A 19,405-nucleotide genomic window follows, 5' to 3' on the forward strand; every position below is an offset into this window, starting at 1 on the left:
ATTGTACCGACGGCTCCCTGAGCTCCCGGCGGGACGGGCCGGGGAAAACGGTCTAGTCGTCGAAGAGACCGCGGATGTCGTCGGCCGTGAGCGCCTGGGCGAAGAGCGCGTCGTCATCGAGCACGGCGGTGAACAGGCGGGCCTTGCGGCGTTGCAGCGCGAGGACCTTCTCCTCGATCGTTCCGCTGGCGATCATGCGGTAGACGAACACCTGGCTGCGCTGGCCGATGCGGTGCGTGCGGTCGACGGCCTGGGCCTCGGCGGCGGGGTTCCACCACGGGTCGAGGAGGAACACGTAGTCGGCCTCGGTCAGCGTGAGCCCGAACCCGCCGGCCTTCAGGCTGATGAGGAAGACGGGCTGCTCCCCCTCCGCGAAGTCCGCGACCACCTGCTCGCGATGACGCGTCGAGCCGTCGAGGTGCGCGTACGGGATGCCGGCGGCGTCCAGACGCGCGGCCGCCATGTCGAGGAAGGACGTGAACTGGCTGAACACGAGCGCGCGGTGCCCCTCCGCCTGCAGCTCGACGATCCGCTCCAGGAGCTCGTCGAGCTTGCGGGAGCCGAGGCGCGCGTCGGCCGGGTCGATCAGCGCCGGAGCGAGGCTCAGCATCCGCAGCAGCGTCAGGGAGCGGAACACGATGAAGCGGTTGCGGTCGAGATCCTCCAGCAGGCCGAGCACCTTCTGCCGCTCCCGCTGCAGCACCGTCTCGTAGAGCTCGCGATGCCCCGCGCTCAGCTCGATCTCCAGCACCTGCTCCTGCTTCGGCGGGAGGTCCGGGGCGACGAGCTCCTTGGTGCGGCGGAGCACGAGCGGGCGGATCCGTCGTCGGAGCTGCGCGAGGCGGCGCTGCCGGTACGGTCCGCCCTCCGCGTTCTCCGGGACCTTCCCCTGCTCGATCGGCTGGATGTAGTGCTCGCGGAACTTCCGCGCGGAGGCGAACAGGCCGGGTGCCGTGAGCTTCAGCAGCGCCCAGAGCTCCTCGAGGCTGTTCTCCAGCGGCGTGCCCGTGACCGCGATGGTGACGTCGGACGGGAAACGCGCGACGGCACGATGCAGCTTCGTCGCCGGGTTCTTCACGAACTGGGCCTCGTCGAGGATCAGCCCGGCCCAGGTGACGCCCGCGAACCCCTCCTCGTCGAGCCGCGCGACGGCGTAGGTGGTGAGCACCACGTCGGCCTCGCGAGCCACGGCGGCCACGGCAGGCCCGGCGGTCGAGTCGCGGGTGATCACGCGGAGACCCGGAGCGAACCGCGCCGCCTCGGTGCGCCAGGTCGCCAGCACGGATGTCGGCACCACCACGAGGAAAGCGCGTCCCTCCCCCGCCGCACGGGCGTGCAGGATGAGCGCGAGCAGCTGGACCGTCTTCCCGAGACCCATGTCGTCGGCGAGGATGCCGCCGAGCCGATGCGACCAGAGGAACGCGAGCCAGTCCAGCCCCTCCTTCTGGTACGGCCGCAACTGTGCGGTGAGCCCCGGAGGGAGGGGCACCGCCGGCACCGCAGTGGCGCTGCGCAGTCCGTCGGCGGTGGCCCGCCAGCTCACCGCGGGAAGGGCCTCGTCCGCCAGATCCTCGAACTCCTCCCACAGATCCGTCTGATGCCGACTGATCCGCGGGCCCGTCTCCCACTCGTCCAGATCCCCGGCCTCGTCCAGGAGGTCGCGCAGACGGTCGAGCGCCGGGTGGTTCAGGGAGAAGTAGCTGCCGTCGACGAGCAGGAGCTTCCGCCGGCCCGCGCTCAGGGCCGTGAACAGCGGCTCGAAGGGGATGTTCCGCCCGTCGATGCGGACGATCACGCCGAGGTCGAACCAGTCGGGGTCGGTGCTCTCCACGGTCGAGACCGTGATCTCCGTCTCCCCGGCGAGCTCGCGATACGTCTTGCGTCGGCCCGACACCTCCACCTCGACGCCCTCCGCCTCCACGGCGGGGACGACGCGGGTCATGAACTCCGCGGCCGCCACGTCGTGGAACGCCCCCGCGGGGGCGAACGCGACGCCGTGCTCCTGCCAGACGTTCCGGATCCGATGCGTCACAGAGGCTTCGGCGTCCGGATCGCGCACGGCCTCCGGACCCGGCGTGAACGGCACCCGCCCGAAGCCGCGATAGTCCCACTCGACGGTGTACCCCACGGTGTCTCCGCGACGGAACGCCACCCGGAGCACGGCACGGGGCGGTGGGAGGTCGGGGAGCGCGACGCGGCCGACCGCGCGGACGGGAAGACGGCGCGCGAGGAGTGGATAGGCGTCCTGGAGGAAGGCCGCCTCCTCCGCTGCGGGGACGACGAGCATCCCGGCCCGGAGCAGCGACGGCGCGGGCCCTGCGAGCGGAAGCTCCGCGAGCGTCACCTGCAGGCGCGACCCGCTCTGCGCGACCTCGTACACGCCGGAGCGCCCGAGGGCGCGGATGCTGCCCGGCAGCGTCTCGCGCCCGTCCAGGGTCACGACCGGACGGACGACGAGGCCGCCGTCGTCGTCACGGGACACGGTCGCCGTCAGTTCTGCGGTGTCGGCGAGGACGAGCGTCGTCGACCGCTGGGCCGCCACGAGCGGGATGCCGAGGTCGGTTGCCGACCGCAGATGCCCCCAGAGGAGCCGCGACTCGATGAGGTCGGCGACGAGCCAGTCCCCCGCCGTGCCGGAGAGCAGCGCGTCGCGCGCGATGCTCAGCAGATCGGCGAACCACCGCGACTGCTCCCGACCGTACTGGTCCGGCGCGCGGCGGACCGCGTCCCAGGTGGCGGACCCGAGCACCCAGGACCCCGTCGCCGCGCTCCGCTCCAGCGGACGGATGCCGAGGAGGATCTCCCCCACACCCTTGGCGACGTCACGGGGAGTCGCGGTGCGCTGCGGGCGTGAGGCCCACGGGTTGGCTCCTCGGGCGTCGCGGACGCGCACCTCGAACCCGAGCGCGAGGGGGGTCGCCGCCGCCGGGGCAGCGCCGGCGTCCAACAGGGCACGCCAATCCCGCGCCCCGTCTCCCGGGGTGGCGGAGGCGGGCGGGCGGATCATGAGACGATCCTGCCCGCCACCGCCGACACCGCTGCTGCGGCGCTCAGGCCGAGCGGGCGACGCGGGCGAGCACGCCGTGCACGAACGCGCCCGACTCGTCGGTGGAGAACTCCTTCGCGAGCTCCACCGCCTCGTCGATCGCGACCGCGGTCGGCACGTCGTCGTTGTAGAGGATCTCCCACGCGCCGATGCGCAGCAGGGCGCGGTCGACGGCGGGCATCCGCTCGAGCTTCCAGTCGCGGCTGTGGGTCGTGATCTGCTCGTCGATCTCGTCGCGCTGGTCGATGATGCCGTCGACGATCTCGCGGGCGTACAGCCACGACGCCTCACGTGCGGGCTCGTTCGCCGCGCGCTTCGCCTCGGCGGCGAGGGCCACCGCGACCTCGTCGCCGCGGACGTCGGCCGAGAACAGGATGTCGAGCGCGCGCTTGCGCGCCTTCGTGCGGGCGCTCACGCCTTACTTCTCGCGGCCGAGGTACTCGCCCGTGCGGGTGTCGACCTTGACCTTCGTGCCGGTCTCCAGGAACAGCGGGACCTGGATCTCGTAGCCGGTCTCGAGCGTCGCGGGCTTGGTGCCGGCGGACGAGCGGTCGCCCTGCAGACCGGGCTCGGTGTAGGTCACCTCGAGGATGACCGAGGCCGGGAGGTCGATGTAGAGAGGGTTGCCGTTGTTGAGGGCGATGGTGACCTGCTGGTTCTCGAGCAGGAAGTTCTTCGCGTCGCCGACCGTGGCCGCCGGCAGCGTGATCTGGTCGAAGTCGGTCTGGTCCATGAACACGAACCCGTCACCGTCGGTGTAGAGGTAGGTATAGTCCCGGCGGTCGACGTTCTCGATGTCGATCTTCGCCCCGGCGTTGTACGTGCGGTCCACGGTCTTGCCCGAGACGACGTTCTTCAGCTTCGTGCGGACGAAGGCGCCGCCCTTGCCGGGCTTGACGTGCTGGAACTCGATGACGCTCCAGAGCTGCCCGTCGATGCTGAGGACGACGCCGTTCTTGATGTCTGCGGTGGATGCCATGTGCGAGGAGTTCCGTTCCTGAGTCCGTGGGGGCCGGGGTCGGCCGACAGTCGATTCTACGGGATGCCCGGCGCAGGCCGTCGCGGGGCACGATAGACGCTCCTCCGCGAGACCGGAAGCCCCGTGACGATGCCCGTGGCCCCGGGCAGCGTGGACGAGGACAGGAGGAATCGACATGAGCGAAGACGATCGCGACCGGGACCCGACCAGGATGGCGAATCAGCCGGCGCTGCGGACGTCGTCCGGGGCGGTCTGGCTCATCGTCGCCACGATCTTCACGGCGGTCAGCCTCGTGCCCCTGATCGGGATCGTCCGCAGCGGCGGCGCGGCGGGAACCGTCGGCCTGGTGACCGCGATCATCCTGGTCATGGGCCTGGTCGCGATGGTCGTCATCCGCCTCGCGGTGTCGAGCGTGCGGCCGCGGCTCCGTGCGCTGGCCGCCTGCTTCGTCGCCATGGCCCTGGTGACGCTCGTGGGCATCACGGTGTGCGTGCTGCTCGTCGGCCTGCCCTGATCCCGCGCGCTCAGAGCTGCGCGACGAGGTCCCGCACCGCGTCGGCGTAGCCCTCCACGCCGCGTCCGATGACACGGACCGCGGCGACGTCGTGCAGGTACGAGTGGTGACGGAACTCCTCGCGGGCGTAGACGTCGGAGATGTGCACCTCGGCGAACGGCAGGGCGATGCCGGTGAGTGCGTCGCGCAGGGCGACGGAGGTATGGGTGAGGCCGCCCGGGTTGATGACGATGCCCGCGCAGTCCGCCCGCGCGTCGTGGATCGCGTCGATGAGCACGCCCTCGTGGTTGCTCTGCAGCGCCCGCACCTCGAACCCGAGCGCGGCGGCGGCCTCGGCGGTGATCCGCTCGACGTCGGCGAGGGTCGCCGTGCCGTACACCTCGGGTTCGCGGGTGCCGAGGAGGTTGAGGTTGGGGCCGTTGACGAGCAGCAGCCGACGCGGGGCGCTCATGCGGGCACGCTCCCGGTGTCGACCAGCTCGCGGCGCATGACCCATTCCCGCCCGAAGTTGGCCGTCTCGATCTCCCCGGTCCGGACGAACCCGTGCCGACGGTAGACCGCCTGCGCGCGCTCGTTGTCGACGTGCACCTCGAGTACGAGCGCGCGGAGGCCGCGATCGCGGGCCCAGGCCGCCGCGGCGTCGAGGAGCGCATCGATGACGCCCGCACCGCGATGCGTGTCCACCACGTAGACCCCGACGACCAGCCCCGCCTCGTGCTGCTCGCGATGCGGAAGCACGGTCACGGTCCCGGTCCAGGCGCCGTCGTCGGCGATCGCGACGAACTGCGCCGCGGCGGCGTCGCCCGCGGCATTCGCGGCACGCTCCTGCCAGAAGCGGTCGGGCTGTGCGGCGGCGTGCTCGACGGTGTCGAGGAAGGCCATCGGTGCGGCCGGGTCGGCGAGGGCCTGCAGCCGCAGCGCCTTGACCTCCCGCCAGTCCTCCGGTGTGATGCGCCGGACGGCGATGCTCATGCGCCGATCTCCTGGTAGGCGGCGAAGAGCAGCGACTCATCCGGCGCCTGGAGCACGGTGGGCTTGGCGATGTCGTCCAACAGGATGAAGCGGAGCATGCCGCCGCGGCTCTTCTTGTCGCGCTGCATCGTCGCGAGCAGCTGCGGCCAGGCACCGGCCCGGTACGACGTCGGCAGGCCGAGCGACTCGAGGATCGTGCGGTGGCGCTCCGCGGCGGCGTCCGACAGCCGCCCCGCGAGCCGGGACAGCTCCGCGGCGTACAGCATGCCGATCGAGATGGCCGCCCCGTGCCGCCAGCGGTACCGCTCGGCGTGCTCGATCGCGTGGCCGAGCGTGTGGCCGTAGTTCAGGATCTCCCGCTGCCCGGCCTCGCGGAAGTCATCCGAGACGACCTGCGCCTTCATGTCGATCGCGAGCTCCACGGCCCGGCGGAACTCGTCCGTCGTGGTGTCGACCGCGCGCGCCGGATCGGCCTCGACGATGTCGAGGATCTCCGGGGCCCAGATGAAACCGGCCTTGACGACCTCCGCGAAGCCGGCGGTGGCCTCGTTGGGGCTCAGGCTGCCCAGTTCGTCGAGGTCGCCGACGACGGCGCGCGGGGCCCAGAAGGCGCCGACGAGGTTCTTGCCCTCCGCGGTGTTGACGCCCGTCTTGCCGCCCACGGCGGCGTCCACGAGGCCGAGGACGGTGGTGGGCACCTGGACGATCTGGATGCCGCGCAGCCACGTCGCCGCGACGAAGCCGGCGAGGTCGGTCACCGCTCCCCCGCCGTAGCCGACGACGGCGTCCGTCCGGGTGAAGTCGGCCTGGCCCATGACCTGCCAGCAGAAGGCGGCGACCTCGATGCGCTTGCCCTGCTCGGCATCCGGGATCTCGGCGAGCAGCACCTCGCGCGGGCCGTCCGCGGTGTCGGCGAGGAGCCGGTCGCGGAGCTCGGCGGCGCGGGCCGCGAGGGTCGGCGGGTGCACGACGAGGATCTTGCGGACGCCCGGCGCGAGAGCCGCGGACACCTGGTCGAGGATCCCCCGTCCGATCGTGATGTCGTAGGCGTCGTTCCCGGTGACGCTGATGGTCGTCGTGCTCATCGCTGTTCTCTCCTCCATGCCACGATCTCGTCCGCGATGCGCTGCATCGGACGCCGCGAGGTGTCGAACGTGGTCGACGCCACCTCGTCGTACCATCCTCGCCGTTCGGCGAAGATGCGCTTCCACTTCTCGACCGGGTCCTCGCCCGCCAGCAGCGGGCGCGTCCCGCCGCGCAGGCGGTCGGCGACGGCGGCCTCGCTCACGGTGAGGAAGACCACGGGGTGGGCGCGCAACAGCGCGCGCGTCTCCGGATCCGTGACGGCGCCGCCGCCGAGGGAGATCACGCCGCCCTCGGCGAGGGCCTCCCGGACCGCCGCGCGCTCCAGGTCCCGGAAGTGGGCCTCGCCATGCGTGGCGAAGATCTCGGGGATCGGGCCGTGCGCGGCGACGATGCGCTTGTCGGTGTCGACGAAGGCGACGCCCAGCCGCCGCGCGACCCGTCGCCCGACGCTGGTCTTGCCGGCCGCCATCGGTCCGACGAGGACCAGCGTCAGGGGCTCAGCCTCGTTCGTCATGCGCGATGAGCGCCGCCTCGGACGCGGGGGCCGTGCGCAGCTCCGCCGGGATGCCGTCGAGGTACCCCTCCAGGTTGCGGCGCGTCTCGCGGATGCTGTCGCCGCCGAACTTCTCCAGCACGGCGCGCGCCAGCTCGATCGCGACCATGGCCTCGGCGACGACCCCCGCCGCGGGCACGGCACAGACGTCGGAACGCTGGTGGTGCGCGGTCGCCTCGTCACCGGTCGCCACGTCGATCGTGCGCAGCGCATGAGGCACGGTCGCGATTGGCTTCATGCCGGCGCGGACGCGCAGCACGGTTCCGGTCGACATGCCGCCCTCGGTGCCACCGGCACGATCGGTGCCGCGGGCGATGCCGTCGGCGGTGGCGAAGAGCTCGTCGTGGGCGGCGGAGCCGCGGCGGCGCGTGGTCTCGAAGCCGTCGCCGACCTCCACGCCCTTGATGGCCTGGATGCTCATGAGCGCCTGGGCCAGCCGGGCGTCCAGGCGGCGATCCCAGTGCACGTGGGAGCCGAGCCCCGGCGGCAGGCCGTACGCGAGGACCTCGACGATGCCGCCGAGGGTGTCGCCGTCCTTCTTGGCGTCGTCCACCTCCGCGACCATGAGCGCCGAGGTCGCGGGGTCGAAGCACCGCAGCGGGTCGGCGTCCAGGGCGTCCACGTCGTCCGGTGTCGGCAGCGCCGCGCCATCCGGCACGCGCACCGGCCCGATGGAGAGCGTGTGGCTGACGAGTCGGATGCCGAGCTCGCCGAGGAAGGAGCGGGCGACGGCACCGAGCGCCACGCGGGCGGCGGTCTCCCGGGCGCTCGCGCGCTCGAGGATCGGACGGGCCTCGTCGAAGTCGTACTTCTGCATGCCCACGAGGTCGGCGTGGCCCGGACGGGGCCGGGTCAGCGGGGCGCCACGTCCGCGAGAGCGGTCGGTGAGCTCCACCGGCTCCGGGTTCATGACCTCGATCCACTTCGGCCACTCGGTGTTGCCGATGCGCAGGGCGATGGGACTGCCCAGCGTCTTCCCGTGCCGGACGCCACCGGAGATCGTGAGCTCGTCCTGTTCGAACTTCATCCGGGAGCCGCGTCCATAGCCGAGCTTGCGGCGGGCGAGGTCGGCCTGGATGGCCTCGGACGACACCGGGACGCCGGAGGGCAGACCCTCCATGACGGCGATGAGTTCTGGGCCGTGCGATTCGCCGGCCGTGAGCACGCGGAGCATGTGCTCTAGTCTCCCATGCGTTTCCCCCGCGCCGTGCCGCGTTTCGTCGGGCGGCGCTCAGAGGGTGGCACGCATCGCGGCGAGGACGGCCTCCTCGTCCGGCAGCGGCGAGACCGGGTCGCCGTGCAGGAAGATCCGGATCTGCCGGACCGCCTGATGCAGCAGCATCCCGAGCCCGGAGACCACCGGCGCCGGACCCCATGCCGCCGCCAGGGCGGACGGCCAGGGCGCGTAGGCGGCGTCGAACAGCGTGCCGCCGCCCTGGGCCAGTCGGGCGGCACTCTCCGGCGGAAGCACGGTGCCGGAGGGCAGGGTCGCCACCGTGAGGTCGACGGCGCCCTCCACCTCGTCGAGCGGTCGCGGGGTGACCACGACGCCGCGTCGCTCCCCGATCCCGACGAGCCCCGCGGCGCGCTCCGGCCGACGGGCGGCGACCTCGACCCGTGTCGCCCCCAGGTCGGCGAGAGCGACGAGGGCCGAGGCCGCCGTGGCTCCGGCGCCCAGGATCCGCGCCGTCCCGATCTCGCGGATGCCGGCGTCCCCGAGCGCATCGACGATCCCGCCGACGTCGGTGTTGAATCCGGCCGGGGTCTCCGAGAGCAGGAGCGTGTTGACCGCGCCGGTCAGCTCCGCGTGGGCGTCTCGGGTGGCGGCGTATCGGTACGCCTCCTCCTTGAGCGGCATCGTCAGGGACAGGCCGCGCCAGGTGTCGTCGAGCGCCTCGACCGCGTCCGTGAAACCCTCCGCGCCGACCTGACGGCGCCCGTATTCCCAGTCCAGTCCGAGCACCGCGTAGGCCGCAGCGTGCAGCTCCGGCGACCGTGAGTGCCCGATCGGGTCGCCCCAGACCGCCAGCCGTCTCCGGTTCACCGCGTCAGCAACCGGCGTCGGGGTTCGCGCGGCACCAGTCCCGCCACTTCTCCACGCCCCGCTCGTGCTCCGCGAGGGTCTCCGAGAACTGCGTCTCGCCGGTCTCGAGGTTGACGGTGACGAAGTAGATCCACGGCCCGTCCGCGGGGTGCATCGCGGCATCGATCGCGGCATCGTTCGGGCTCGCGATCGGCGTGGCCGGAAGCCCCTTGTTCACGTAGGTGTTCCACTCGTTGGGGTCTTCCAGAGCCTCGGCCGAGCTCGAGACCACGCCCTCGTGCAGGGAGCCATACCCGTACTGCGCCGTCGAGTCCATCTGGAGCAGCATGTCGTCGTCGAGGCGGTTCTGGATCACGCGGGACACCTTGGCGAAGTCGTCCGTGCGGCCTTCGCGCTGGATGATCGAGGCGATCGTGAGGATCCGCTGCGCGTCCTCGTCCGGGACGCCGGCGGCGGCGAGCGATTCGCGCGTCCGGTCGACCATGCGCTGGATGACCTGCGTCGCGGTGACCTCGGGGTCGAACGTGTACACCGCGGGGAACAGCCACCCCTCCAGGCTCTGCGCCTCCACCCCGTACGCGGACGGATCGGCGACGGCTGCCTCGAGGTCGGCCAGCGGCATCCCGAGAGTCTCCGCCATGGACGGCAGGGCCGATTCGATCGTCCCGCCCTCCGGCATGGAGACGGTGTTCTCGAGCTTGTTCTCCTCGTTGCGGAGCGCGGCGAGGGCATCCTCCGCCGTCATCTTCTTCTGCAGGCGGTAGACGCCGGGATAGAAGGTCACCGCGATGTTCTCGTCGATGAGGTAGTCGTAGAAGACGTCCTCGGTCTTCGTAACGCCGGCTTCGTACAGCGCCGTCGACACGGGGCCGCCCGTGTCGCCCTGCTTGATCGTGACGTATACCTCACCGGTCGCCTGACCGGGCTCCCAGTCCTTCGGCTCCCCCCACCCCATGGCGTCGGCGATGCGGTCGCCGAAGGTGTTGGCGACCCAGACTCCGCCGGCGGCGATGCCGCCGAGGATCACCAGGACGATGATCAGGGCGACGAGGCAGCCCTTGCGGCGCTTCTTCTTGGTCGGCGCGCCGTGATCGCGGCCGTCGTCCTGGGCGGCGAAGATCTCGTCGAGCCCGCCGCCCAGCGCCGGTGCGGGGTCTTCGGTGCCGGTCGACCGGCGCGGCCCCGGAGCGGGGGTCTCATCCGCGCTCGTCGCGGCGACGGGCATCGCGCGTGTCGCGACCGGTTCGGCATCCGCGCCGGGCACGGCCGGCCGCTGGTCGTTCGCCCGTGTCTCCGCAGTGGTCGCCGCCGACGCCGAGACCGGACGGGCGGGCACATCGGCAGCGGGTGCGACACCGGGGTCCGGAGCGGGCGGGGCCTCCTGCTCGCGCGCCGCGGCCTCCCTGGCCGCACGGCGGGATCCGGGCGCCGGCGTGTCGTCTCCGGCGGTCGGGACCTGCGGGGACGGAGCGGGGAGGTTCTCGAACAGATCCCCCAACCGGGTGCTCTGCTCGTGCTCGGGCGCACGGCTCTCGCGTTCGGACATGTTCAGGCGGGCTCCTCGTCAACGGGGACCGGGGCACCGGCCGGGTTTCCGGTGCTCTTCTCCGTGTCGATCGCCTGCTGCAGCAGCACCACGGCGGCGACCTGATCCACAATGCTACGAGAGTTCTTCTGTGATCGCCCAGAACTCCGCAACGCCGCATGCGCGGAGACGGTGCTCAGACGCTCGTCGACGAGGCGTACCGGCACACCGCTCCGCGCCTGGAGAGCCGCCGCGAACTCGCGCGCATCCACCGTCGACGGCGTGTCGGCACCCTGCATGTTCACGGGCAGCCCGACGACGATCTCCAGCGGCTCGTACTCCGCAGCCAGCTCCGCGATGCGCGAGAGCGAGCGCTCGTCGCGGGGCACGGTCTCGACGGGGACGGCCAGCATGCCGTCCGGATCGGACCGGGCCACGCCCACGCGGGCCCGGCCGACGTCGATGCCGAGCCGGACCCCGCGGCGATAACCGCTCACGCGCGGCGCAGCTCCTGGGAGACGGCCTCGAGCGCGGCGGGCAGCGCCGCCGCGTCGGTGCCGCCGCCCTGGGCGACGTCGTCACGCCCACCGCCGCCTCCGCCGAGCACACCGGCGGCGCGCTTCGCGAGCGCACCCGCCTTCGCACCGGCACTGCGCGCAGCCTCGTTCGTGGCGACGACGACGACGGGGCGACCGTTGACGACCGCACCGAGCGCGACGACCGCGGGATCGGAACCCAGCCGGTCGCGCACGCCGTTGACGAGCTCGCGGACATCGTCCGCGGAGGCCACATCGCCCAGCGTCTGCGCCGCCACGCGGAAGTCTCCGACGCGCGTCGCGGCCTCGGCGATGGCGGGAATGCGCCCCGCCCGCTCCTTCGCCTCGAACTGCGCGATGCGCTTCTCCGCGGCCTTGAGGCTTGCGGCGAGATCGGCGATCCGCTCAGGGAGCTGCTCGCGCGGGGTCTTCAGGGAGGCGGTGAGCTGCGACACGAGAGCCCGCTCCGCCGCGAGCTCACGGAACGCATCCGCGCCGACGAGAGCCTCGATCCGGCGGTTGGAAGCGCCGACCGACGACTCCCCCACCACGCTGACCAGGCCGATCTCCGCGCTGGTCGACACGTGCGTGCCGGCGCAGAGCTCGCGCGACCACGGGCCGCCGATGTCGACCATCCGCACGACGTCGCCGTACTTCTCGCCGAAGAGCGCCATGGCGCCGGCTTCCTTGGCCTCGTCGAGCGTCACGATGCGGGTGGTCACCTCGAGGGCGTCCTGCACGGCGCGGTTCGTGATCTCCTCGATCTCCGTGCGGGTGTCCGTCGACAGCGCCTGCGACCAGGCGAAGTCGAATCGCATGTACCCGGCGCGGTTGAGCGACCCGGACTGCGTGGCCGTCGGACCGAGCGTGTCGCGGAGGGCGGCGTGCACGAGGTGGGTGGCGGAATGCGCCTGGCGGGCGGCGCGGCGGTTGGCGGCGTCGACGATCGTCGTCGCGATGTCGTCGACCGCGACCGTGCCGCGGGAGACCTCGACCGTGTGGCTGATCAGCCCGGGGACCGGACGCTGCACGTCGAGCACCTCGAGCTCGTAGCCCGGGCCCACGATGGTGCCCTTGTCGGCGACCTGGCCGCCGGACTCGGCGTACAGCGTCGTCTCGGCGAGCACCACCTCGGCGATCTGGCCCTCGGCGGCGCTGCGCACCGGCGCGCCGTCGACGAGCAGGCCGAGCACACGCGACTCCACCTCGAGGGCCGTGTAGCCGTCGAAGCCCGTCTCGCCCAGCGCGCGCAGGTCGCGGTACACCGAGACATCCGCGAGCTGGCGCTTGCGGTTGCGGGCGTCGTCCTTCGCGCGCTGACGCTGCTCCTGCATGAGGGAGTCGAACGCGGCGCGGTCCACATCCAGCCCGGCCTCTTCGGCGACCTCCAGGGTGAGGTCGATCGGGAAGCCGTAGGTGTCGTGCAGCAGGAACGCCTCGGAACCGCTGAGGGTCTTCCCGCCGCCCTTCTTCGTCTCGTCGAGCGCGAGGTCGAGGATGGTCGATCCCTGCGCCAGGGTGCGCCGGAAGGTCTCCTCCTCGGCGAAGGCCGCCGAGGAGAGCACGGACCAGTCCCGCTCCAGCTCCGGGTACGCCGACTTCATCGCGTCGCGGGAGGCGGCGAACAGCTCGGGGAACGCGGGGTCGTCGACACCGAGGAGCCGCATGGCGCGCACGGTCCGGCGCATGAGGCGCCGCAGGATGTAGCCGCGGCCCTCGTTCGACGGACGCACGCCATCGGAGAGGAGCATGAGCGAGGAGCGCACGTGATCCGCGATCACCCGGAAGCGGACGTCATCCTCGTGGACCGCACCATAGCGGCGGCCGGAGAGCTCGACGGCGCGGTCGAGCACCGGACGCACCTGGTCGGTCTCGTACATGTTCTCGACGCCCTGCTTGAGGAACGCGACGCGCTCCAGTCCCATGCCGGTGTCGATGTTCTTCATCGGCAGTTCGCCGACGATGTCGAACTCGGTCTTGCCGCGGATGTTCTCGATGAAGTCCTGCATGAACACGAGGTTCCAGATCTCCAGGAACCGCGAGTCGTCGACAGCCGGGCCGCCGTCCTTGCCGTAGGCCGGGCCGCGGTCGAAGAAGATCTCGGAGTCAGGGCCACCGGGACCGGGCTGCCCGGTGTTCCAGTAGTTGTCCGCGCGGCCGAGGCGCTGGATGCGCTCCGGCTTGAGTCCGATGATGTCGCGCCAGATCGCCTCGGCCTCGTCGTCGGTCTCGTAGACGGTGACCCAGAGATCCTTCTCGTCGAAGCCGAGGCCGCCGTCGGCCTCCGAGCTCGTGAGCAGCTCCCAGGCGTAGCGGATCGCGCCTTCTTTGAAGTAGTCGCCGAACGACCAGTTGCCGAGCATCTGGAAGAACGTGCCGTGACGCGCGGTGCGCCCGACCTCCTCGATGTCGTTGGTCCGGATGCACTTCTGCAGGTCGGCGATGCGCGGATGCGGCGCCGGGACCACGCCCGTGAGGTACGGGATCATCGGGACCATGCCGGCGACCGTGAACAGCAGCGAGGGGTCGTCGCTGACCAGGGATGCCGAGGGGACGATGAGGTGGTCGTTCTTCTCGAAGTAGGAGAGGTAGCGCTGCGCGATTTCCGCAGTTTTCATAGGAGTGCCGGATGTCCTTGCGTGAGGTGGCGCGCCGAGGCGCAGATGCGGGGGGTCAGTTCTCGCCCGGCTCGGTCAACCGAGCCTCCTGCGCGCGATACGCGTCGCTGAGGATCGCGGCGAGGCCGTTGAGGCGGGCGTCGACGTCGGCCAGGATGTCGTGGCCCCGCGGGTCCTTGTTCATGAAGTGAGCCGCGACGAAGCCGCCGATCACGCCGATCAGGAACCACAGCACATTCTTCATGTCGTCATCCTTGCCCTAGAGCCGCGAAGGCGCGGTCTCTCCATCGTAGGCGGAAACGACAGGAGGCGTCGGGAACCCCGACGCCTCCTGCCTGATGCTCTTCCGCTGGATCAGCGGGCCGCGTAGTACTCGACGACGAGCTGCACTTCACAGGTCACGGGGACCTCGGCGCGCTTCGGACGACGGACCAGACGGGCCTGGAGCTTGTCGAGCTCGACCTCGAGGTAACCCGGAACGGCCGGCAGGACCTCGGCGTGACCGCCGGCGGCCGCCACCTGGAAGGGCTCGAGGCCCTCGCTCTTGGGCTTGACGTGGATGAGCTGACCCGGCTTCACGCGGAACGACGGGCGGTCGACGAGCTGGCCGTCGACGAGGATGTGACGGTGCACGACGAGCTGGCGCGCCTGTGCCGTGGTGCGGGCGAAGCCCGAACGCAGGACGAGGGCGTCGAGACGCATCTCGAGGAGCTCGACGAGGTTCTCACCGGTCAGGCCGTCCTGACGACGGGCCTCGTTGAACGCGATACGCAGCTGCTTCTCGCGGATGCCGTACTGCTCGCGCAGACGCTGCTTCTCACGCAGACGGACGGCGTAGTCGCTGTCGGCCTTGCGCTTGGTACGGCCGTGCTCACCCGGAGCGTAGGGACGCTTCTCGAGGTAGCGGGCGGCCTTGGGGGTGAGGGCCACGCCGAGGGCGCGGCTGAGACGCACCTTGCGGCGGTCCTGGGACTTCGTGACCACGAAGTTATCCTTCCGATGACGTGGACGTGGATTTCACGTCCGACGGACGTATCACCGCGTTCTGCCTCGGGGCGCACGCCGGGGTGCCGTCGAGGTGGGGTGTGAACGAGGAGATGCCCGAAAACTCGGTTTCGAGCCGCTCAAGTCTAACAGACGGCGACAGACGCCCGAGGTCGTCGGCTCACCGGTCGCCGAGGATGCGCCGGATGCGCTCCAGCCGTGCGCTGATGTCGCGCTCCGCGCCGAGGTTCTTCGGCTCGTAGTAGTGCCGCCCGTCGAGCTCGTCCGGCAGGTACTGCTGCGGCACGATCCCGAACTCGCTGTCGTGCGCGTAGCGATAGCCGCGGCCGTGCCCGAGGCGCTTCGCCCCGGGGTAGTGCGCGTCGCGGAGGTGAAGGGGCACGCGCCCGAATCCCCCCGCGCGGATGTCGGCGATGGCGGCGTCGATGCCGACGTAGGCCGCGTTCGACTTCGCGGTCGTCGCCAGATACACGGTGGCCTCGGCGAGCGGGATGCGCCCCTCCGGCATCCCGATGAAGGCCACCGCGTCGGCCGCAGCCACCGCGATGCCGAGGGCCTGGGGGTCGGCGAGCCCCACGTCTTCGGAGGCGGAGATGACGAGCCGACGGGCGATGAACCTCGGGTCCTCCCCTGCCTCGATCATGCGGGCGAGGTAGTGCAGCGCGGCGTCCGGGTCGGAACCGCGGATCGACTTGATGAAGGCGCTGATGACGTCGTAGTGCTCGTCGCCCTGGCGGTCGTAACGGAGCAGAGCCTTGTCGACGGCCTGTGCCACGTCGTCGGCGGTGACCTCCGGGACGACCGTCTCCCGGTCTTCGCCGTCGTCGTCGGCCTCGGAGGCGGCGGCGTGCGACAGCGCCACGGCAGCGGCGGCCTCCAGTCCGGTGAGGGCACGACGGGCGTCCCCCGACGCGAGGCGGATGAGCGCCGACCGCGCCTCATCGCTGAGCGCGACCGTACCGGAGAGTCCGCGGGCATCCGACACCGCGCGGTCCACGAGCACCCCGATGTCGTCATCGGTGAGCGGCTGCAGCGTGAGCAGCAACGACCGGGACAGCAGCGGCGAGATCACCGAGAACGAGGGGTTCTCCGTGGTCGCGGCGATGAGGATGACCCACCCGTTCTCCACGCCGGGCAGCAGCGCGTCCTGCTGGGCCTTGGTGAAGCGGTGGATCTCATCGAGGAAGAGGATCGTCGTCTGCCCGTAGAGGTCGCGCTGGGTGATCGCCTCCTGCATGACCTCCCGGACGTCCTTGACGCCGGCGGTGATGGCCGAGAGCTCGACGAACCGGCGGCCGGACGAGCGGGCGATGGCCTGCGCGAGCGTGGTCTTGCCGGTGCCCGGCGGCCCCCAGAGGATGATCGACACCGCGCCGGGCGAGCTGGCCTCCGGGTCGGCGAGAGCCACGATGGGCGACCCGGCCCGCAGCAGGTGGCGCTGCCCCGCGACCTCGTCCAGCGACACCGGGCGCATGCGCACGGCGAGCGGTGTCTGCCCGGAGAGCAGGGCGGAGGGAGAGGACATTCCTCCAGGCTAACGGCGGCCGGGGACACGAGGCGAGGCCGGGCCCCCGGTAGGCTCTCAGGCGACGTCGTGGACCGGCGTCGGACGGGAGAGACAGGGCATGGCCGCACGCGGTTCCAAGAAGGCGCAGACACGCACCGAGGCGGAGCGCGCTCGGCTGCACACCGCCCGCACCCGCTGGCACCAGGATCAGATCCGCCGACGCACCCGCGACAACGCCATCGCGATCACGGTCGGCGCCCTCATCGTCGTGGGCGCGATCGTCAGCCAGGTCGTGCATGCGCAGGTGACCGCTCCGGAACCGACGCCCACGCCGTCGCCGACCTCGTCGATCGCTCCCTCCCCGACCCCGAGCGATGCGCCCAGCCCGGTGCCGACGGCTTCCGAGACGCCGACGGAGTGAGGCTCTCCGGCGTCGTCAGTCCTCGTCGAGGACGGCGAGCCGGTACCCGCGCTTGACCACGGTCTGCACGAGGTCCCCGTCGCCGAGGGCGTCCCGCAGCCGCGCCACCGCCACCTCGACCGCACGGGCGCTGCGTCGACCGCCGGGCAGCACCTGGCCGATCTCCGCCCTGGTGAGCACGCGCCCGTCGGCGATGAACAGGGCCTCGAGGATGCTGACCGCGCCGCGGGAGAGCGGGACGAAGCCTCCGTCGATCAGCGCGCCTCCGCTGCGCACCGCCAGGCGCCCCACCGCCGTCCGTCGCTCGAGGACCCCGTACGTGAGCGGGGCGAGAGCGCTCCGGGCGAGGTCGTCCGCGGTGGGCCCGCACGACGTCGATGCGGGCAGGCCGCTCTCCGCCAATCGCGCGGTCGCGGCGGCGTCGGTCGTGGCGAGCAGCAGGCGGGACGCACGTGAGCGTTCGCGGATGGCGTCGAGCATGCCCAGTCGTTCCACGGTGGCGAGCCACCCGGGTAGGGCCTCCGCCACGGGGAACAGCACCGCGTCCACCTGACCGGACGCGATCCGGTACAGCGTCCGCTTGGTGCCGGCCGGGATCGCGTGGTCCGTCCGGGGCGAGGTGATCCGGACGACATCCGAGCCGGTCGCAGCGAGGATCCGCAGAAGCGTGTCGACGTCGACCGGCTCCGGGCGCACCGGCCGCGGCACCTCGACCACCACGACGCGGCAGCCGACGAGCGCCGGAGCAGGACGCGGGGGCGCACTCATGCGGAGCCCTCCGCCGACCTCGCAGTACCGGCGCGTCGCCGTGTCCGCGGCGGGTGCCGGACGACGCCGATCGGGCCTCCGGGCCGCGCGAGGTCCGCCCCGCCGATCAGGGTCTCCGGAACGACGGCGCCGGCGCTCCGCAGGTCCGCGAGTGCATCCGGTATGTCCTCCGCCCGGAGCCCACTGACGGCGAGGAGCCCTCGATCGACCCGTACCGTCGCCTCGCGTCGTGCCGCGAGATGACCCACGACGAGGAGCAGCGTCCCGTCGGACTCGTCGCCGACGCGCACCTCCAGGACGGGAGCGGCCGTCGTCCCGCGGAGACGCACCTCGGAGCGAAGGCTTCCGCGGTCGCCGGGCCGTACGCCGACGTTCACCTCGGCGCGCCCCTGCAGCGCGAGCGCGAGACGGCGGAGGCAGGGGCCGCAGCCGCGGCTCTCGACCGCACCGTTCAGAGCCTCCGCGACGGTTCGGATCCCGCGGTCCGCGAGCTCCGCTGCCAACACCTCCAGCGGCGAGCACCGCAGCCCATGTGCGCAGGCCTCCGCACCGTCCGCGGCCACGGCGGCGGCCAGGAGCGCCCGCGCCGCCCTCTGACCGTCGAGCGACCCGGGCGCGAGACCGGCGAGAGAGGCATCCGCCGACGCGCCGATGACCGTCACGCGATGCACCACGCGGGCATCCTCGGAGAGCACGACCTCCCCGAACACGCGGTCTCCCCCGCTCGGAAGAGGGATGTCGACGGTCGGCCCGTCACCGTCCGGGAGACGCAGGGTCACGACCTCGATACCGCCGGGACTCCCGCGCCATCCGTGTCCCGCGGGGCTCGCGATCCGAGCGCCGAGCAGGGCGGCCGCCGCTCGATCCGCGGACGCCAGGGCCGCCTCCGTGCCGCCGGATGCCGGGTCCGCGGCGACGTCGCCGATCGCGAGGACGCGCGGGTCGGACGTCCGCCCGTCCGCGTCCACGAGGACACCGCCGCCCGGCCGCGTGGGGAGCCCGGCGTTCCGTGCCAGCTCATCCCGTGCCCGCGCACCCGTCGTCAGGATGAGGTCGGTCCGTGCGAACGTGCCGTCCTGGAACTCCACGGCCGTCACCGCGCCCGTCGCGTCGGGGTCGACGCGGGTCACCCGCGTCCGCGTCCGGACCGCGATACCGCGCGCCTCGACGATCCCGCGGAGTGCGCTCGCCCCGGGAACCGTGAGCTGTGCGGGCAGCAGGCGGTCCGCGGTGTCCACGATCGTCGTCTGCACCCCGGCGTCGTGCAGCGCGCATGCGGCGTCCACTCCGCCCTCGTCGCCGCCGACGACGACCGCGCGCAGCGCCCGCGGCATCTCCGTCGCACGGACGGCGAGGAACGCACGCAGCATGTGCGCGTCCTCCATCGCGCGCAGGACGAACGAGCCACGGGCACGGATCCCCGGCACGTCGAGCCGCTGGGCATGGGTGCCGGTCGCGAGGACGAGCGCGTCGTAGTCGTACCACCGGTGCGACCGCGTCCGCACGCGGTGCCCTCCCCTGTCGATCCGCAGGACCCGGTCGTCGTCGATGAGGCGGACGCGGTCGTCACGGAACGGCGCGCGATCGAGCTCGCCCGCCGACGCCGGAGTGCCTCCGACGATGCGCGCCACGACGGAGCGGTCGTAGGGCAGGCGCCCCTCGTCTCCGAACACCGTGATCCGCACGGCACGGTCCGGGTCCTCCAGCATCCGTGCGACGAAGCGGTGCGCCGCCGCCCCCGCCCCCACGACGACGATCTCCGCTGTGCGCGCTGCGTTGTCGTCCATGGAACTCCTGTCGACCTGGGGACTGTCGTGGTCGCGACGATAGG

The 19,405-nt window shown here is 72.0% G+C and carries 19 protein-coding genes; 2 read left to right on the forward strand and 17 right to left on the reverse strand.

Annotation, left to right across the window (positions count from 1 at the left end):
- Positions 1-52 precede the first annotated feature (52 nt).
- The 3 genes from IZR02_RS08370 to efp are packed head-to-tail and all read right to left on the reverse strand — an operon-like array spanning position 53 to position 4,025.
- A complete protein-coding gene (locus tag IZR02_RS08370) occupies positions 53-3,007 on the reverse strand; it encodes a DEAD/DEAH box helicase (RefSeq protein WP_025103500.1) in 2,955 nt (984 codons plus the stop codon).
- Positions 3,008-3,050: 43 nt separating this feature from the next.
- On the reverse strand, positions 3,051-3,461 hold the full coding sequence (gene nusB, locus IZR02_RS08375) for a transcription antitermination factor NusB (RefSeq protein WP_025103501.1): 411 nt from the start codon (positions 3,459-3,461) through the stop codon (positions 3,051-3,053).
- A 3-nt stretch (positions 3,462-3,464) separates the two neighbouring features.
- Positions 3,465-4,025 carry an elongation factor P gene (gene efp / locus IZR02_RS08380; RefSeq protein WP_025103502.1) on the reverse strand — a complete coding sequence of 187 codons (561 nt, stop codon included), beginning with the start codon at positions 4,023-4,025 and terminating at the stop codon, positions 3,465-3,467.
- Between the two features lie 175 nt (positions 4,026-4,200).
- On the opposite strand from efp, the gene IZR02_RS08385 reads away from it, so the two are divergent.
- Positions 4,201-4,539: a hypothetical protein gene (locus IZR02_RS08385; RefSeq protein WP_025103503.1), complete on the forward strand. Its 339-nt coding sequence runs from the start codon at positions 4,201-4,203 to the stop codon at positions 4,537-4,539.
- Between the two features lie 10 nt (positions 4,540-4,549).
- Here the strand turns inward: IZR02_RS08385 and aroQ are convergent, their stop codons facing one another.
- From aroQ to IZR02_RS08445, 12 genes are all read right to left on the reverse strand, one after another.
- Positions 4,550-4,990 carry a type II 3-dehydroquinate dehydratase gene (gene aroQ / locus IZR02_RS08390; protein WP_025103504.1) on the reverse strand — a complete coding sequence of 147 codons (441 nt, stop codon included), beginning with the start codon at positions 4,988-4,990 and terminating at the stop codon, positions 4,550-4,552.
- Positions 4,987-5,511, reverse strand: coding sequence for a GNAT family N-acetyltransferase (locus IZR02_RS08395; protein WP_025103505.1), 525 nt, complete (start codon positions 5,509-5,511; stop codon positions 4,987-4,989). The genes aroQ and IZR02_RS08395 overlap by 4 nt, the downstream gene beginning before the upstream one ends.
- A complete protein-coding gene (gene aroB / locus IZR02_RS08400) occupies positions 5,508-6,596 on the reverse strand; it encodes a 3-dehydroquinate synthase (RefSeq protein ID WP_025103506.1) in 1,089 nt (362 codons plus the stop codon). Before aroB ends, IZR02_RS08395 begins: the two co-directional genes overlap by 4 nt.
- Positions 6,593-7,111, reverse strand: coding sequence for a shikimate kinase (locus tag IZR02_RS08405; protein WP_025103507.1), 519 nt, complete (start codon positions 7,109-7,111; stop codon positions 6,593-6,595). The genes aroB and IZR02_RS08405 overlap by 4 nt, the downstream gene beginning before the upstream one ends.
- Positions 7,095-8,324 (reverse strand): chorismate synthase, encoded by a 1,230-nt coding sequence (gene aroC, locus IZR02_RS08410; RefSeq protein ID WP_025103508.1) that lies wholly within the window; start codon positions 8,322-8,324, stop codon positions 7,095-7,097. Before aroC ends, IZR02_RS08405 begins: the two co-directional genes overlap by 17 nt.
- 57 nt (positions 8,325-8,381) lie before the next feature.
- Complete coding sequence (locus IZR02_RS08415; RefSeq protein WP_025103509.1) at positions 8,382-9,194, reverse strand: shikimate dehydrogenase; 813 nt, start codon at positions 9,192-9,194, stop codon at positions 8,382-8,384.
- A gap of 4 nt (positions 9,195-9,198) precedes the next feature.
- Positions 9,199-10,740, reverse strand: a complete 1,542-nt coding sequence (mltG, locus tag IZR02_RS08420; protein ID WP_025103510.1) for an endolytic transglycosylase MltG — start codon at positions 10,738-10,740, stop codon at positions 9,199-9,201.
- A gap of 2 nt (positions 10,741-10,742) precedes the next feature.
- Entirely contained in the window at positions 10,743-11,216 is a 474-nt protein-coding gene (gene ruvX, locus IZR02_RS08425) for a Holliday junction resolvase RuvX (protein ID WP_025103511.1), read from the reverse strand.
- Positions 11,213-13,873, reverse strand: a complete 2,661-nt coding sequence (gene alaS, locus IZR02_RS08430) for an alanine--tRNA ligase (RefSeq protein ID WP_025103512.1) — start codon at positions 13,871-13,873, stop codon at positions 11,213-11,215. The genes ruvX and alaS overlap by 4 nt, the downstream gene beginning before the upstream one ends.
- Positions 13,874-13,928: 55 nt before the next feature.
- Entirely contained in the window at positions 13,929-14,117 is a 189-nt protein-coding gene (locus IZR02_RS08435) for a hypothetical protein (protein WP_025103513.1), read from the reverse strand.
- Positions 14,118-14,227: 110 nt separating this feature from the next.
- Positions 14,228-14,857, reverse strand: coding sequence for a 30S ribosomal protein S4 (gene rpsD / locus IZR02_RS08440; RefSeq protein WP_025103514.1), 630 nt, complete (start codon positions 14,855-14,857; stop codon positions 14,228-14,230).
- A 181-nt stretch (positions 14,858-15,038) separates the two neighbouring features.
- Entirely contained in the window at positions 15,039-16,403 is a 1,365-nt protein-coding gene (locus IZR02_RS08445) for a replication-associated recombination protein A (RefSeq protein WP_025103515.1), read from the reverse strand.
- Between the two features lie 100 nt (positions 16,404-16,503).
- Here IZR02_RS08445 and IZR02_RS08450 point away from each other — a divergent pair, with 100 nt between their 5' ends.
- Positions 16,504-16,806: a hypothetical protein gene (locus IZR02_RS08450; RefSeq protein WP_025103516.1), complete on the forward strand. Its 303-nt coding sequence runs from the start codon at positions 16,504-16,506 to the stop codon at positions 16,804-16,806.
- A gap of 15 nt (positions 16,807-16,821) precedes the next feature.
- Here the strand turns inward: IZR02_RS08450 and IZR02_RS08455 are convergent, their stop codons facing one another.
- Positions 16,822-17,574, reverse strand: a complete 753-nt coding sequence (locus tag IZR02_RS08455; protein WP_025103517.1) for a winged helix-turn-helix domain-containing protein — start codon at positions 17,572-17,574, stop codon at positions 16,822-16,824.
- The gene (locus tag IZR02_RS08460) at positions 17,571-19,361 is read right to left on the reverse strand and encodes an FAD-dependent oxidoreductase (RefSeq protein WP_025103518.1); all 1,791 of its coding nucleotides are present in this window, start codon (positions 19,359-19,361) and stop codon (positions 17,571-17,573) included. Before IZR02_RS08460 ends, IZR02_RS08455 begins: the two co-directional genes overlap by 4 nt.
- Positions 19,362-19,405: the final 44 nt, after the last annotated feature.

The organism is Microbacterium paraoxydans (assembly GCF_019056515.1).
GTDB lineage: Bacteria > Actinomycetota > Actinomycetes > Actinomycetales > Microbacteriaceae > Microbacterium.